The 15,775-nt window shown below is 68.4% G+C and carries 12 protein-coding genes; 3 read left to right on the top strand and 9 right to left on the bottom strand.

The features are described 5' to 3' along the window. Positions 1-61: 61 nt before the first annotated feature. The 9 genes from AB0E63_RS19560 to AB0E63_RS19520 form a co-directional block, all read right to left on the bottom strand. Complete coding sequence (locus AB0E63_RS19560) at positions 62-1,048, bottom strand: oligopeptide/dipeptide ABC transporter ATP-binding protein (protein WP_360367687.1); 987 nt, start codon at positions 1,046-1,048, stop codon at positions 62-64. Continuing rightward, complete coding sequence (locus AB0E63_RS19555) at positions 1,048-2,025, bottom strand: ABC transporter ATP-binding protein (RefSeq protein WP_360367684.1); 978 nt, start codon at positions 2,023-2,025, stop codon at positions 1,048-1,050. Before AB0E63_RS19555 ends, AB0E63_RS19560 begins: the two co-directional genes overlap by 1 nt. Next, positions 2,022-2,903, bottom strand: coding sequence for an ABC transporter permease (locus tag AB0E63_RS19550; RefSeq protein ID WP_360367681.1), 882 nt, complete (start codon positions 2,901-2,903; stop codon positions 2,022-2,024). The genes AB0E63_RS19555 and AB0E63_RS19550 overlap by 4 nt, the downstream gene beginning before the upstream one ends. Continuing rightward, positions 2,903-3,856, bottom strand: a complete 954-nt coding sequence (locus AB0E63_RS19545; RefSeq protein ID WP_360367678.1) for an ABC transporter permease — start codon at positions 3,854-3,856, stop codon at positions 2,903-2,905. Before AB0E63_RS19545 ends, AB0E63_RS19550 begins: the two co-directional genes overlap by 1 nt. Then, positions 3,853-5,544 (bottom strand): ABC transporter substrate-binding protein, encoded by a 1,692-nt coding sequence (locus AB0E63_RS19540; protein WP_360367675.1) that lies wholly within the window; start codon positions 5,542-5,544, stop codon positions 3,853-3,855. Before AB0E63_RS19540 ends, AB0E63_RS19545 begins: the two co-directional genes overlap by 4 nt. A gap of 185 nt (positions 5,545-5,729) precedes the next feature. Then, positions 5,730-6,230, bottom strand: a complete 501-nt coding sequence (locus tag AB0E63_RS19535) for an N-acetyltransferase (protein WP_360367672.1) — start codon at positions 6,228-6,230, stop codon at positions 5,730-5,732. 197 nt (positions 6,231-6,427) lie between these two features. Beyond that, positions 6,428-7,624, bottom strand: coding sequence for an SWIM zinc finger family protein (locus tag AB0E63_RS19530; RefSeq protein ID WP_360367669.1), 1,197 nt, complete (start codon positions 7,622-7,624; stop codon positions 6,428-6,430). After that, entirely contained in the window at positions 7,621-10,434 is a 2,814-nt protein-coding gene (locus AB0E63_RS19525; RefSeq protein WP_360367666.1) for a DEAD/DEAH box helicase, read from the bottom strand. The genes AB0E63_RS19530 and AB0E63_RS19525 overlap by 4 nt, the downstream gene beginning before the upstream one ends. A 53-nt stretch (positions 10,435-10,487) precedes the next feature. Continuing rightward, positions 10,488-12,371 (bottom strand): ABC transporter ATP-binding protein, encoded by a 1,884-nt coding sequence (locus tag AB0E63_RS19520; protein ID WP_360367819.1) that lies wholly within the window; start codon positions 12,369-12,371, stop codon positions 10,488-10,490. 179 nt (positions 12,372-12,550) lie between these two features. Here AB0E63_RS19520 and AB0E63_RS19515 point away from each other — a divergent pair, with 179 nt between their 5' ends. Genes AB0E63_RS19515 through AB0E63_RS19505 form a run of 3 tightly spaced genes read left to right on the top strand, consistent with a single transcriptional unit; the run spans position 12,551 to position 15,761 of the window. Further along, a complete protein-coding gene (locus tag AB0E63_RS19515; protein WP_360367663.1) occupies positions 12,551-13,324 on the top strand; it encodes a TetR/AcrR family transcriptional regulator in 774 nt (257 codons plus the stop codon). 35 nt (positions 13,325-13,359) lie between these two features. Continuing rightward, a complete protein-coding gene (locus AB0E63_RS19510) occupies positions 13,360-14,028 on the top strand; it encodes a TetR/AcrR family transcriptional regulator (protein WP_360367660.1) in 669 nt (222 codons plus the stop codon). Beyond that, positions 14,028-15,761, top strand: coding sequence for an ABC transporter ATP-binding protein (locus AB0E63_RS19505; RefSeq protein WP_360367657.1), 1,734 nt, complete (start codon positions 14,028-14,030; stop codon positions 15,759-15,761). The genes AB0E63_RS19510 and AB0E63_RS19505 overlap by 1 nt, the downstream gene beginning before the upstream one ends. Positions 15,762-15,775 lie beyond the last annotated feature (14 nt).

Genomic DNA, 15,775 nt, shown 5'->3' with positions numbered 1-15,775 from the left:
AGGGAAGGGCGGGAGTCAAAGCCCCATGACCCGCCGCGCCGGAGGCGTGGCATATGCAGGGTCATCGGGTGGCTCCTTCTTTTGCTGTGCGTACGTCGGGTCCGGTGCCGTCGTCGTTGACGAGGTGGCAGGCCACCTGGTGTCCACCTTCTCCGATCACGCGCTGCTCGGGTACGACTGTCCGGCATGTGTCGATCGCGACCGGGCACCTGGTGTGAAAGCGGCACCCGGGCGGCGGGTCGATGGCGGATGGGAGATCGTCACCGAGCAGCACGGGCTTGCGCGCCCGCTGCTCGGCAGGATCGGGTACGGGCGCCGCCGACAGCAGCGCCTGGGTGTAGGGGTGCGCAGGCGCGCCGAAGATGCGTGACCGCGGGCCTTGCTCGACCAACTGGCCCAGGTACATCACCGCGACCTCATCGGCGAGGTACTCGACGGCCGAGAGGTCGTGGGTGATGAACAGGCAGGCGAAGCCCAGGTCACGTTGGAGATCCGCGAGCAGATTGAGCACAGCAGCCTGGACCGACACATCCAGTGCGCTGGTCGGCTCATCTGCGACAAGCAGACGTGGCTCTGAGATCAGTGCGCGAGCAATGCTGACTCGCTGACGCTGGCCGCCAGACAACTCATGCGGCGCACGCTGTGCGACCTCAGGCCGGAGTCCGACCCGGCGTAGTGACTCTGCGACCTTGGTGGAGATGTCTTTGCGACGCATGAGCCGGAGTGGTTCGCCGACGATGTCTCCGACCGACAAGCGCGGGTCAAGCGAGCCGGCCGGGTCCTGGAACACGATGGACACGTCTCGGCGGTGCGGCCGGAGCTGACGGCGGTTGAGATGAGTGATGTCGGCATCCGCGAGTCTGACGGTCCCACCACTCGGTTCGAGCAGTCGGACGATGCATCGGCCGACCGTGGACTTGCCGGACCCACTCTCACCGACCAGTGCGACAACCGAGCCTTGCCGGATCCGCAGAGTCACCCCGTCAACGGCCCGGACCGGCCCGAAGTGCATGACCAGGTCTTCGACTTCCAGGGCATGGGCGTCCACTAGACCTCCACTGGTTCTCTGACCGGGTTCCAGCACGCGACACGGTGCTGGCCATCGGTCAGCTGCGGCTGGGACGTCGTACAGGTGTCGGCTGCTCTGGGGCAGCGGTCGGCGAAGGTGCAGGCGTCGGGCTGCTCCGTCAGAACCGGGACGAGACCGGGGATCTCGTTGAGTCGATGGGTCCCGGCATGGCGGCCGGCTGCTGGTGACGCACCGAGAAGGCCGGCTGTGTAGGGGTGTTGTGGGTTGGCGAACAGTTGGTGGACCTCGGCGGTTTCGACGACGCGTCCGGCGTACATGACCGCGACCCGGTCGGCGAGGTCCGCGACTACTCCGAGGTCGTGGGTGATGAGGACGATGCTGGTACCGAGTCGCTCGCGAAGCCCCCGTAGTACGTCGAGGATGCCGGCCTGGATCGTGACGTCGAGCGCTGTGGTCGGCTCGTCGGCGATCAGGACCTTGGGGTCGCACGCCACTGCCATCGCGATCATCACGCGTTGGCGCATACCGCCGGAGAGTTGGTGCGGGTAGTCGCTGACGCGACGCTCGGCGGACGGGATGCCGACGAGCTTGAGGAGCTCGATCGCGCGGGCCTGGGCGGCCTGGCGGCCGAGGCCGATGTGGGTGCGGAGGACTTCGCCGATCTGGGTGCCGACGGTGAAGACCGGGTTCAGCGAGGTCATCGGCTCCTGGAAGATGTACGCGACCTCGCGGCCGCGGATCGACCGGAGGGTGCGCTTGTCGGCGCCGATCAGTTCGGTCCCGTCCAGCCTGACCGAACCCTCGACGGTCGCGGTGCGGGGGAGCAGACCGGCCAGGCTCATCGCCGTGACGCTCTTGCCGCAGCCGGACTCGCCGACGACGGCGAGCACCTCACCGTCGCCGACTTCCAGGCTGACCCGGTCGACGGCCGACAACAGGCCGTCCTCGGTCCGGAAGGTGACCGATAGATCCTTCACTTCTAGAACAGCCTTCATCGCCGACTCGCTTTCGGGTCGAGCGCGTCGCGGAGACTGTCGCCGACGATGTTGAAGGCCAGCGTCAGCAACATGATCGCGAGGCCGGGCATCACCGCCGCCCACGGAGCCCGCGACGCGAACTGCTGGGCGTCGGACAGCATCGTGCCCAGGCTCGGCGCGGGCGGCTGGATGCCGAGCCCGAGGAACGACAGCACCGCCTCGCCGAGGATCGCCGCCGGGATCGCGACGGTCGCCTGGACGATGATCACCGACGCCGCGTTCGGCAGGATGTGCCGGCCCAGCACCCACGCGTCCCCGGCGCCCTCGACGATCGCCGCGGCGACGAAGTCGAGCGACTTCAGCCGCAGCGTCTCGGACCGGACGATCCGGATCACGCCCGGGATCTGGGCGATACCGATCGCGATCGCCGCGTTGCCGAGACTCGCGCCGCGGATCGCCGCCAGCCCGACCGCGAGGATCAGGAACGGGAACGCGAGGACGAGATCGGTGAAGCGGGAGATGAGTGCGTCGATGGCCCGGAAGTAGCCGGCCATCAGACCGAGCGGTACGCCGATGACGAGTGACGTCGCGACCGCGAGCAGTCCGACGTGGAGCGAGGCGCGGAGCCCGTACATGATCCGGGTGAGCACATCACGTCCGAGGTCGTCGGTGCCGAGAAGGTGGCCGACGGTTCCCGGTGGCGCGAAGGCTTGGTCAAGGTGCGTCTGCGTCGGGTCGTGCGGTGCGAGCCAGGGAGCGAACACCGCGAGGATGACGGCGATGCCGAGGACGACGAGTCCCGTGATCGCGAGCGGGTTGCGGAGGATCCGGCGTACCACTTTGCTTCGGTTGCTGCGCAGTGCTGCGCCGGCGGTGACGGCTTCGGCCACGGCCATCAGGCATCACCTCGAACGCGGATCCGCGGGTCGATGACGGAGTACAGCAGGTCGACGAGCAGATTGATGACGATGTAGGCCGTCGCCGTGACGAGGACGACGGCTTGGATGACCGGGTAGTCGCGCTGGAAGACGGCGTCGACGGTGAGTTTGCCGAAGCCGGGGAGCGCGAAGATCCGCTCGGTCACGACCGCCCCGGAGATCAGAGCGCCGAGTTGGAGGCCGACGATCGTGATCACGACGATCAGGCTGTTGCGCAGCGCGTGCCGGCCGATCACCTCACGCGGCGGGAGGCCTTTGGCTTCCGCCGTACGGATGTAGTCGGCGCTCAGTGCGTCGAGCATCGAGGATCTGGTCTGGCGCATGATCACCGCGGCCAGGCCGGTGCCCAGAATGAGGGCGGGCAGGATCAGGTGGTGCAGGTTGGCCACCGGGTCGCTGAAGAACGGCACGAAGCCGGACGCCGGAAAGAGGCCCAGGGCAACGGACAGGTAGAGGATCGCCATCAGTCCGAGCCAGAAGTTCGGCACCGAGAGTCCGAGCAGCGCGAGCGCGTTGGCGGCCCATTCGGCCGGGCGGCCACGCCGTACGGCGGCGACCACGCCCGCGCCGACGCCGATGACACTCGCCACGAGGATCGCCAGGACGGACAACTCGATCGTCACCGGCAACGCGGTCACGATCATCGTCCGGACCGGCTCGCCGGTCCGGATCGACTGACCGAGATCTCCGCGCACCGCGTGACTCACGAACTGCCAGAACTGCACGAGCCATGACTGATCCAGCCCGTACTGCTCCCGGATCGCGCGCAGCGACTCCGGATCCCGGTCCTCACCGGCGAGCGCGAGCGCCGGGTCACCCGGCAACGCGCGCACGCCGGCGAACACGACGATCGTCGCGAGGATCAAGGTGACGATCGACTGCCACAGCCGATTGAGGAGATACCTTCTCACTTCGCGAACCCGGCGAAGGCTGTTCTGATCACGCCGTCCGGATACACCTGGATGCCGAGGAGCTTCTTGCTGACGCCGGTCAGGTTGCGCTGCCGGTACATGTAGATGAGCGGGTCGTCCTGCTGGAGCTTGGTGACGACGTCGCCGTACAGCTTGATCCGCTGGGCCTTGTCGGTGGCCTGGCGGGCGTCGGTCAGCAACTTGTCCACGTCGGGGCTGCTGTAGCCGGCCACGTTCTGGCTGCCGGTGGTGCCGACGAAGTTGTAGATGTTCGCGTCCGGATCCACGCGGCCGGACCACCCCAGTTGCAGGAGCTCGAAGTCACCGCGGTCCTGCTGGTCGAGCAGAGCGGCGTACTCGACCGGCTTGATCACCAGGTCGAACCCACCGTCCTTGACCATCGCCTGCAGCGCCTGCGCGAGTCGCAGGCTGTCGGGGTTGTTCGAGGTGATCATCGTGACCTTGTACGGCGTACTCACGCCGGCGTCGGCCAGCAACTGCTTGGCCTTGGCGGGGTCGTGCGCCGGGCAGACCTGCGCGGCGTCGGAGGTGAACTCACTCTTCGGTGAAACGGGCGAGCAGGCGACCGTGTTCAGCCCGTTGAAGATCGACTTGACCAGGGCCGCCCGGTCGATCGACAGGTCGAGTGCCTGGCGGACCCGCGGGTCCTTCGCGATCGGCGTGTCCAGCTGCTTGAGCGGATTGCCGACGCCGTTCGCGTTCGCGACATTGATCGTCAGGCCCTGGTAGCCCAGGGATTGCGACTGCAGCACGGTCACGGTGCTGTCCTTCTGCAGCTCGGGCGCGTCCTGGGACGACAGCGAGTCGGCGACCTGCGCGTCACCGGACTTCAGGTTGGCCGAGCGGATGCTCGAGTCGGTGATGATCCGGTACTCGATCGCGTCCAGGTGCACCTTGGCGGCGTCGTAGTACAGCGGATCCTTGACCACCTTGATCGAGTTCTGTGCGACCCGACTGGCGAACTTGAACGGGCCGACGCACACCGGCGCGGTGGAGAAGTTCGCGCCGAGCTTGGCGACGGCGGCCGGGCTGAGCACCATGCCGGCCCGGTCGGCCAGCGCCGCGGTGAGCGGGGCGAACGGCTTCGACAGCTTGATGACCACGGTGTTCGGGTCCGGGGTCTCGACCGAGCTGATCGGGCCGAGCTCGCTCTTGCGGCCGGAGCCGGCCAGCGTCAGGCCGCGGTTGATCGAGATCTTCACCGCGTTCGAGTCGAGCGTGCCGCCGTCGGCGAACTTCACGCCCTTCTTGAGCGGGATGGTGAGACTGAGGCCGTCGGCGGAGATGGTCGGCAGCGCGGTCGCCAGCTGCGGCACGATCTTCGCGTCCGGGCCGAGGTCGTACAGCTTCTCGCACATGGTGTGGAAGACGTAGCGCGAGTACAGGCTGCGCGACAGCGTCGGGTCGAGCTTGTCCGGGTCGGCGGAGAGCGCGACCGTGAGCGTGCCGCCCTGCTTGACCTGGGCCGCGTCGGCCGGCTCGCCGAACACGTCCTGCCCGGTCGCCGACTGGCTTGCTCCACTGCTGTCACTGCCGGCCGGTTCGACGGGGGAGCAGGCGGTTCCGGCGAGGGCGAGCACGATCACCCCCGCGACGGCTCCGGCCACCGGATGGCGGCGCTTGCTCCAACTGGAGCGGTTCAGTAGGAACGGGGGTCGACGAGTCATCACGTGCTCCTGGGTAGGCGGTCTCGACGACTGTTTCATGTATACAAGGCACATGCGCAAGTGATTCGGCGAGTTTGACTGAACCTTTTACGACCGTCCGCCGTAGTTCGGGTGGAACGTTCAACACCGACTGCCGTCCGGGCCGCCGGAGGCTGCAGCACGGCCTCCGGCGGCGCGGGGGCTGGTCAGGCAGTGAACGGATACCGGAGATCGCCGGCCGGTACAGCGGCACCGTCGAGGGCGACCGCCATCAGGTTCGGGCCGTCGTACTGCGGGTGATGGATGCCGAATTCGGTCGCCTGCCGGAACCCGAAGCGCGGGTAGTACTCGGCATGTCCGAGCACCACCACGCTCTGCTCACCACGATCACGCGCCGTGGCGAGAGCGGCGATGACCGCGGCGCTGCCGGCACCTTGCTTCTGGTACGCCGGGAGGACGGCGACCGGCCCGAGCGAGAGGACCGGCGCATCGCCGATGTGACAACGGGTGAGGAGCGCGTAGGCGACGGGCCGGTCGTCCGGGGTGGTCGCGACGATCGACAGCCCGGGAAACCACGCGATCGGGTCGGCGCGGAGGGCGTCGAGGTAGTCGACCTCGAACTGCCGGCCGAAGGCGTGCAGGGTGATGTCACGGATCGTCGCGACGTCGGCTGTGGTCTCGACGCGGGTGTTCCAGGTGTTGGACAACGGGAGTCCCTTTCGGGCAAGGGGAAGCTGCGTCAGGCAGGTTCCACGGTGAGTTGGATGATCGGGCATGCCAAGACACCTGCTCGCGCAATCATCAACTCACCTCCTCCGAAGTCCTCGTCACCTTAATGGGCTGTCGCCGGCGCCGCACCGGATTTACCAGTCGGCGGCGCCCCACCCAGTCGCCGGCCGCCGTGTCACCAGTCGGTAGCCAGTGCTGTGAGCGGGTCTGTTGTGGCTGGTGCCGTCGGGGTCCAGGTGCCGTCGACGAGGCGATACGGGTGCCAGCCTCCTCGGCGGTCCAGGCGCAGCTGGAGGTCGTCACCGAGCGTGAGTTGGTTGCCGGCTGTGCTGATCGTGACGTCGTCGTCTGCCGCGAGGAGTTCGGTCCGGGCCCGGGCGAGGTCGGCTGGGTCAGGCGTCCAGCTGTGTTCGAGTACGTCGAGGCCGGGCGCACCGCCGTACCGCCAGGCTTGGATGCCGAGGGCAAGCTCTTCGGGCCGACCCGTCGCCAGCTGCGTGATCAGCTCAGGGAAGTCGGCGGCCAGGCGGACCGAGTCTGCCCATTCGTCGAGTGGCTGCGGCTCCGGCGTGCCGTGCAGGAGCGCGTTCAGCACCGCTCGCGCCCGGCGGGACGCGTCGAGGACGAGCAGCGGGAGAGTCGCGGGCGTGAATCCGTGCGGCGGCTCGATCCCGCTCACGGCCAGGTCGTCGACGGTGACCTTCGCCGGAAGGTCAGGCACCGCGGGCAGGGCGCGGACCGGAGCCTCGAGTACGTCGCCGAGCGAGACGCCCGGCACATCCGGTGCGTCCGCTGTTTCGGCGCTCGTCGCGGACTGGCTCCGGGCGTGGAGTTGGTCGAGGAGGTCGTCGCGGGAGCGGCCGCGGAGCAAGAGCAGGATGAACGGGTCGTCGTCGAGGAGCCAGGCGACCTGGTAGCAGAGGGCGGCGGCGTGCTGGCAGGGCAGCTCCCAGCCGTCGCAGGTGCAGCTGGGATCGAGGTCGCCGATGCCAGGCAGGAGCGGTACGCCGGCGTCCGCGGCGGCCTCGACGAGGTCGTGCGGCATCTCACCGTCGAGCAACGCGGCGATGTGCCCGGCCCGCGCCGCGACCTGATCGAGGAACCGGCTCCACGCGTCTTCGGTGAGCTCGTCCACCTGTACGACCGCCTCGTAGGTGTCGTCGGGTGAGTAGACCATCGCCGCGATCCGGCCCGCGCTGATCGTGATCGCCCCGACCTGCCCGGAGTTGGCGTACATCCGGCCCCTTCGCAGCTGACCCGCATCCAGCGAGGTGTCCTCCAGCGCCTGCACCCAGGCCTGAGCCCACCACGACCGCCCCCGAGTGCTCCGCCGCTGCGCCGGAAAAGCCACAAACCCGCGCGCTTCGCTCATCGGGGGCCTCCTCGGAGCTCGACCAGGTCGGCTAGCTCGGTGTCGGAGAGCTCGGTGAGGGCCGCTTCGCCGCCGGACAGGACCGCCTCGGCGAGCTCGCGCTTGCTGCTGAGCATCGCCGCGATCCGGTCCTCGATGGTGCCTTCGGCAATCAACCGGTGCACCTGCACCGGCCGCGTCTGACCGATCCGGTACGCACGGTCCGTCGCCTGATCCTCGACCGCCGGATTCCACCACCGGTCGTAGTGCACGACGTGATCCGCCCGCGTGAGGTTCAGCCCGGTCCCCGCCGCCTTCAACGACAGCAGGAACACCGGCGCCGCACCCGCCTGGAACCGCTCGACCATCTCCTCACGCCGCCGCACAGGCGTCCCACCATGCAGCAACTGTGTCCCGATCCCGCGCGAGGCCAAATGTCGTTCGAGCAGCCGCGCCATCGCGACGTACTGCGTGAAGACGAGAACGGCACCGTCCTCGGCCACGATGGTCTCGAGGAGTTCGTCGAGGAGCTCGAGCTTGCCGGAGCGGCCCGTCAGGCGCGCCTCCTCGCCCTCCTTCAGGTACTGCGCCGGGTGGTTGCAGATCTGCTTCAGCCCGGTCAGCAGCTTCACGATCGCTCCGCGTCGCGCCATCCGATCGCTCGCCTGCACCGCCGCCATCAGCTCGCGCACGGTCGCCTCGTACAGGACCACCTGCTCGCGGGTGAGCGACACCGGCTGATCCGTCTCGGTCTTCGGTGGCAGCTCCGGCGCGATCCCGGGATCCGACTTGCGCCGCCGCAGCAGGAACGGCCGGACCAGCTTCGCCAGCCGCTGCGCGACGTCTTCGTCCTTGTCCGCCTCGATCGGCGTCGCCCACTGAGTCCGGAACGTGCCCAGCCGCCCGAGCAACCCCGGTGTCGTCCAGTCGAGGATCGCCCACAACTCGGACAGGCTGTTCTCCACCGGGGTGCCGGTCAGTGCCACGCGCGCCGGCGATGGCACGGTCCGCAGCGCCTTTGCCGTGCCGGACGAGGGATTCTTCACGTGCTGAGCCTCATCCGCGACGACGAGCGCCCACCGATGCTCAGCCAGCCGTACGGCGTCCCGCCGCAGCGTCCCGTACGTCGTCAGCACGAATCCCTCCGTCGCATCGTCGAGCGACCGCGACGAACCGTGGAAGCGTCGCACCGGCGTACCGGGTGCGAACCGCTGGACCTCACGCTCCCAGTTGCCGAGCAGGGACGCCGGACAAACGACGAGGGTCGGGCCGGCAGTGTCCTCCGACAGTTGCCGGTGGAGGTGGAGTGAGATGAGCGTGATCGTCTTGCCGAGGCCCATGTCGTCGGCGAGGCAGCCGCCGAGGCCGAGGGACGTCATCCGAGCGAGCCAGCGCAGTCCGCGCAATTGGTAGTCGCGCAGGGTGGCCTGGAGACCCGCGGGCGCGTCGATCGGCTCGTCGGCACGCTCCGGATCGGCGATGCGAGCGCGCAGGTCGTCGAGCCAGGCGGTCGGGGTGACGCTGATCTGACGGCCGTCGACCTCCGTGCTGCCGGTGAGGGCTGCGCCGAGGGCGTCGATCGGCGTGACCGGTTTGAGGATCCGTTCCCGGGCTTTGCGGGCGAGGTCCGGGTCGATGAGCATCCACTGGTCGCGCAGCCGGACCACCGGGCGGGTCGCCTCGGCCAGCTGGTCCAGCTCCGCTTCGGTCAGTGGTTCACCATCGGGCGCGTTGCCCAGCGCAATCTGCCAGCTGAACTCCAGGGTCGCGCCGCCGCTGAAGAACTTGGGCAGGTTGCTCGGCGGACCGTCCGACGACGTGATCGCCGCCCGCGCGGTGAGCGCTCGCCCGAGACTGCGAGGCCAGTGCAGGTCCACACCGGCAGACGACAAGCGCTGCGCGGACCCGGCCAGCAACTCGCCGACCTCCTCGTCCGCCAACTCCATCCGATCCGGTACGGCGGAATCCAGCAACCGACCGAGTGGCGTCCACACGCGGGCCGCCCGGCGGATGGCGAGGGTGGTGTCGATACGGGCGCGTGGTCCGAAGCCGGGGACGTCTCCGGCCCAGACGTCGTACGCGTCGCGTACGAGGGTCGGATCCTTCAAGCTGTGCAGTTGCACGACCGCGCTGAAGGCGAGTGAGTCGGCCATCTCGATCCGCAACGAGATCCGTACGCCGGTGTCGAGGCCGACCGACACCTCGTCAGCCCAGGACCGCAGGTGTTCGGCTCGCTGAGGTTTGGCGCCGGCGAACAGCCCGGTCCGGTGTGCCTTGGCAGCCGCCGGCGACCGAGGCATCCCATCCGCCACCGCATCCAGGAACCCCCGCACCAAATCCTCAGCCACCGGCAGCCGCACCGAGGAGTCATCTGTCGAGAGGGGGAGCGATCGCGCTGAGGGTGGCATGGCTTCGGCGAGTTCGAGGACTCGCGTCACGTCGGCCGTGTCCAGCGGGCCGACTCGCCAGGCGTCGTGGCCGGTGGGGGAGACGCCGGGGAGGAGTTTGCCTCGGGCAACCAGTTGGAGGGCGACCAGGGCGGCGCCGCCCCAGAAGGCCGCCGACGGATGGGCGGCGGAAGCCTGACGGGCGCGGCCGAGGATGGGAACGGCTTGCCCGACCGGGAGCTCGATCGCGCGCACGGACCGCGGCGACGCATCGACGATCAGGTCGAGCTCGGTCTGCTCACCGACACCGAGGGGGAGTGACCCACCCTCGGGATCCCAGAACGCGACCCGCCCCTCCCGTGGTGGATCCGCCGGCTTGAACACCACCGTACACCCAGCCAGCTCCTGCCCCGTACCCACCAACCCGAACGCCCTCCTGCTCACCCATCAAGACCAGCCGACGAACCCCACCACCACTCGGACCGCGAAACGGCCGCCTAGACCGTGACCACCTCCGACGCGCCCTCGGTCCCGGGCTGGTCGAACTGGGTGCGGTAGAGCTCCTCGTACCGCCCGCCGGCGGCCAAGAGGTTGGCGTGCGTGCCCTGCTCGACGATGCGGCCCGCCTCGATCACCAAGATCTGGTCAGCGGCACGGATCGTGGACAACCGGTGTGCGATGACGACCGCCGTACGCCCGGCCAGCGCCTCGGTGAGCGCGGCCTGGACGGCCGCCTCGTTGGTCGAGTCCAGCGCCGCGGTCGCCTCGTCGAGGATGACGACCCGCGGTTGCGCCAGCAGCAGCCGGGCGATCGTCAACCGCTGCCGCTCACCACCGGACAAGCGGTACCCGCGCTCGCCGACCACTGTGTCCAGCTGATCCGGCAGCGATCGGATCAACTCACCCAACCGCGCCCGCGTGAGCGCATCCCACAGCTCGTCCTCGCGTGCCTCGGGCCGTGCGAGCAGCAGGTTCTCCCGGATGGAATCGTGGAAGAGGTGACCGTCCTGCGTGACCATGCCGAGCGTCTCCCGCAGCGACTCGGCCGACACATCACGGACATCGACTCCACCCAGCTTCACCGCGCCCGAGTCCACGTCGTACAAGCGGGGGATGAGTTGCGCGATCGTGGACTTGCCGGCGCCGGACGAACCGACGAGCGCGACCATCTGCCCCGGCTCGGCGCGGAACGACATGTCGTGCAGCACGTCGACACCGCCGCGCGTGTCGAGCTTCGCGACCTCCTCGAGCGACGCCAGCGAGACCTTGTCCGCCGACGGATACGCGAAGCCGACCCCGGAGAACTCCACCGACACCGGACCCTCCGGCACGCGACGCGCGTCCGGCTTGTCCTTGATCAGCGGCTCGAGATCCAGCACCTCGAAGACCCGCTCGAAGCTGACCAGGGCCGTCATCACCTCGAGCCGCGCACTCGCCAGCGCGGTCAACGGCGAGTACAGCCGGGTCAACAGCAGCGCCATCGACACCACCGCACCCGCGTCGAGCTGATCGCGCAACGCGTAGAAGCCGCCCAGCCCGTACACCACGGCCAGTGCCAGCGCCGAGACGAGCGTCAACGCAGTCACGAAGATCCACTGCACCATCGCGGTCCGCACGCCGATGTCGCGCACCCGCCGAGCCCGGATCGCGAACTCCGCCGACTCCCGCGCCGGCCGTCCGAACAGCTTCACCAGCGTCGCGCCCGGCGCCGAGAACCGCTCGGTCATCTGGGTGCTCATGGTCGCGTTGTAGTCGGCCGCCTCGCGCTGCAGCCCGGCCAGCCTGGTGCCGATCCGGCGGGCCGGTACGACGAAAACCGGCAGCAGAATCAGCGCGAGCAAAGTGATCTGCCAGGACACCCCGATCATCACCACCAGCGTCAGCACGAGCATCACCAGGTTGCTGACCACGCCGGACAGAGTGTCGCTGAACGCCCGCTGGGCGCCGATCACGTCGTTGTTCAGCCGGGAGACCAGCGCGCCGGTCCGAGTCCGGGTGAAGAACGCGATCGGCATCCGCTGGATGTGGTCGAACACGGCCGTCCGCAGGTCCAGGATCAGTCCTTCACCGATCCCGGCCGACAGCCATCGGGTCAGCATGCTGATCCCCGCCTCGGCGATCGCGATCACCGCGATCAGTACGGCGAGTTGCAGTACGACGCTGAAGGCCTTGCCGCCCACGATCGCGTCGACCACCTTGCCGGCCAGCACCGGCGTGGCGACCGCGAGGACGGCCGCGACGATGCTGAGCACCAGGAACCAGACCAACTGCTTCCGATGTGGCCTCGCGAAGGCGAGGATGCGTTTCAGTGTGGCCCGTGAGAACGGGCGTTTCTCGTCCTGGGCGTGCATCGCGTGGTACAGCGAGTTCCACGCGGTCATCTCCATGCTCACGGCTGTGCTCCGATGAATCGGTCGATCGGGAAAGGTCGATGATTCCGGACACCACCGACAAAACCCGACGCTAGAACCTCGACAACCCTTGAGGTCAATCGCTTTCTCACTGCGTACACTGTACGACGTAACCGGACCACCCTAGCCAATCCGGAAGAATCGCGCACATGAAGCAGGAGTACAGCGGCAGCGGGGACCCGGCGAAGAGCCTCGAACTGCTGTGGCGCCGGCGTCCGCAGCCGACGCGCGGACCCAAGCCGGCCCTGACGGTCGACCAGATCGTCGAGGCCGCGGTGCGGGTCGCCGACACCGAGGGCCTCGCCGCCCTGTCGATGCGCCGGGTCGCCGACGAGGTCGGGGCCGGCGCGATGACGCTGTACCGCTACTTCCCCAGTAAGGGCGAGCTCCTCGACGTGATGCTCGACAACGTGTACGGCGAACTGCCGCGACGCGACGTGGACGGCGATTGGCGAGCCAGGCTCGACGAGGTCGCCCGGGAGAACCGCGAGCTGTACCTGCGTCACCCGTGGATGCTGCACGTCGCCGTCAGCCGGCCGCCGCTCGGCCCGAACGTGATGGCCAAGTACGAGTACGAGCTGGCCGCGGTCGAGGTGATCGGGCTGACCGACATCGAGATGGACGACACAGTGGCCCTGGTCAACGGTTACGTGCACGGCGCCGTGCGTACGGCGGTGGAGGCGCGGCAGGTGATCCAGCGGTCGGGGATCACGGACAAGGAGTGGTGGCTGGCGCACGTACCGCATCTGGACCAGATCGGCGACAGCAAGAAGTTCCCGCTGGCGTCCCGGGTCGGGACGGCGGTCGGGAATGAGTTCGACGCCCCGTACGACTCCGATCATGCGTTCGAGTATGGTCTCGAACGGCTCCTGGACGGCGTTTCCACGCTGCTGGCGAACCGGTCTGCGCACAAGCGTAAATAGTTGTGAGTGAGTACTCACTCAGTTAACCTCGAAGCGTGACTCCACGAGCGACTCCACTCCCACCCGAAGAACGGCGCGCCGCCATCGTGCGGGCCACGCTGCCGTTGCTGGAGGAGTACGGGACCGAGGTGAGCACCAAGCAGATCGCCGAGGCGGCCGGGATCGCGGAGGGCACGATCTTCCGCGCGTTCGGGAGCAAGGACGCGCTCATCGACGCCACCATGGCGGCCGCCATGGACACCAGCGACCTGATCACGGCGCTCGAACGGATCGACCGTTCACTGCCGCTGCGGGAGCGGACCATCGCCGCCGTCGAGGTCGGCCAGAACCGGTTGCGGGGCGTGTTCAAGCTGATGTTCGCGCTGCGGCTCCGGCGGCCACCTGATCTCAAGTCCACGCCGATGGACGAGGCCCGCCGCAAGCGGCAGTCCGACCTCGCCAACGCCGCGTTCGCCGAGCTGCTCCGGCCGGACGCGGACCAACTGAAGTGCTCGCCCGAGGACGTGGTCCGGATGATCGGCATGCTCACCTTCTCGGCGACCCACCCAATGATTTCCGGCGGCCACGTGCTGACCGCCGAGGAGATCGTCGACTTCGCGTTCGACGGTGTCCGCAAGCACGACACCGGTCAGCCACTGGCCACCGAGGACACCGCCGAGTTCGCGCTCGACGGTGCCCGCCATCACGACTCTGGGGAAGATTGATGTTACTTCGCATCTTGCGTACGCGCCTGCGCCCGTACGCGGGAAACCTGTCCCTGGTGGTCGTCCTGCAGCTGATCGGGACGATCGCCTCCCTCTACCTACCCAAACTGAACGCCGACATCATCGACAACGGCGTGTCCAAGGGTGACACCGCCTACATCATGCGCATCGGCGTCTGGATGCTCGCGGTCAGCCTGCTGCAGATCACCTGCACGATCATCGCGGTGTACTTCGGCGCCAAGACGGCAGCGTTGTTCGGCCGCGACGTCCGTGCCGCGGTCTTCCACCGGGTCGGCGAGTTCTCCGCCCGCGAGGTGAACCAGTTCGGCGCGCCGACGCTGATCTCCCGCAGCACGAACGATGTCACCCAGATCCAGATGCTCGTGGTGATGGGCTGCACGATGCTGGTCGCGGCGCCGATCACCATGATCGGTGGCATCTTCATGGCGGTCCGCCAGGACGTCGGGCTGTCCTGGCTGGTGGCGGTCGCCGTACCGTTGCTGGCGGCATCGGTCGGGTTCATCGCCAGCCGGATGGTCCCGCAGTTCCGGAAGATGCAGAAGAACATCGACGGGGTGAACCGGGTGCTGCGCGAGCAGATCACCGGCATCCGGGTGGTCCGGGCCTTCGTCCGGGAGCCGCACGAGGTCGAGCGCTTCGGCGAGGCGAACGCGAACCTGACCGACACGGCCATCCGGGCCGGCCGCTTGATGGCGCTGGTCTTCCCGGTGGTGATGCTGATCCTGAACATGTCGAGCATCGCCGTGCTGTGGTTCGGCGCCTCCCGGGTGGAGGACGGGACGATGCAGGTCGGCGCGCTGACCGCGTTCCTGAGCTACCTGATCCAGATCCTGTTCTCGGTGATGATGGGCGTGTTCGTGATGATCATGGTGCCGCGGGCCTCGGTCTGCGCGGACCGGATCACCGAGGTGCTCGACACCGATTCCTCGGTCAAGCCGCCGGCCACCCCGATCAGCACCTTCACCGGGCGCGGGCAGCTGGTCTTCGAGAACGCCTCCTTCCAGTACCCGGGTGCCGCCGAGCCGGTCCTGCGGAACATCAGCTTCGTCGCGTCGCCGGGCCGGACGACCGCGATCATCGGCAGCACCGGCGCGGGCAAGACCACGCTGCTGTCACTGGTGCCGCGCCTGTTCGACGCGACCGGCGGACGGGTGCTCGTGGACGGCATCGACGTACGCGACATCGAGCCGGAGGCGCTCTGGGAGCGCATCGGGCTGGTGCCGCAACGGCCGTACCTGTTCTCCGGGACGGTCGCCAGCAACCTGCGCTACGGCAACCCGGACGCGACCGACGAGGAGCTCTGGGAGGCCCTGGAGATTGCCCAGGGCAAGGACTTCGTCGAGGCGATGGCCGAGGGGCTGAACGCGCCGATCGCGCAGGGCGGCACGAACGTGTCCGGCGGCCAGCGGCAGCGGCTCGCGATCGCGCGGGCGCTGGTCCGCAAGCCTGAGATCTACCTGTTCGACGACTCGTTCTCGGCGCTCGACCTGTCCACCGACGCCCGGCTGCGGGCGGCGCTGCGGCCGATCACAGCGGACGCCTGCGTGGTGGTCGTCGCGCAGCGGGTGTCCACGATCATCGACGCCGACCAGATCCTCGTCATCGAGGACGGCGCGATCGTCGGCAACGGTACGCATGACGAGTTGCTCGAGACCTGTCCGACGTACGTCGAGATCGTCGAGTCCCAGCAATCCGCGGAGGAGGCGGCATGAGCGAGGAACAGCAG

This window comes from Kribbella sp. NPDC026596 (genome assembly GCF_040638415.1).
Lineage (GTDB): Bacteria > Actinomycetota > Actinomycetes > Propionibacteriales > Kribbellaceae > Kribbella.
This window is presented reverse-complemented; position numbering and strand designations above follow the sequence as displayed.

Excerpts from the sequence above, each read along its gene's own strand:
- AB0E63_RS19530 (WP_360367669.1), bottom strand. The coding sequence starts at position 7,624 with ATGAGCGAAGCGCGCGGGTTTGTGGCTTTTCCGGCGCAGCGGCGGAGC.
- AB0E63_RS19520 (WP_360367819.1), bottom strand. The coding sequence starts at position 12,371 with ATGACCGCGTGGAACTCGCTGTACCACGCGATGCACGCCCAGGACGAG.
- AB0E63_RS19540 (WP_360367675.1), bottom strand. The coding sequence starts at position 5,544 with ATGACTCGTCGACCCCCGTTCCTACTGAACCGCTCCAGTTGGAGCAAG.
- AB0E63_RS19515 (WP_360367663.1), top strand. The coding sequence starts at position 12,551 with ATGAAGCAGGAGTACAGCGGCAGCGGGGACCCGGCGAAGAGCCTCGAA.
- AB0E63_RS19550 (WP_360367681.1), bottom strand. The coding sequence starts at position 2,903 with ATGGCCGTGGCCGAAGCCGTCACCGCCGGCGCAGCACTGCGCAGCAAC.
- AB0E63_RS19555 (WP_360367684.1), bottom strand. The coding sequence starts at position 2,025 with ATGAAGGCTGTTCTAGAAGTGAAGGATCTATCGGTCACCTTCCGGACC.
- AB0E63_RS19505 (WP_360367657.1), top strand. The coding sequence starts at position 14,028 with ATGTTACTTCGCATCTTGCGTACGCGCCTGCGCCCGTACGCGGGAAAC.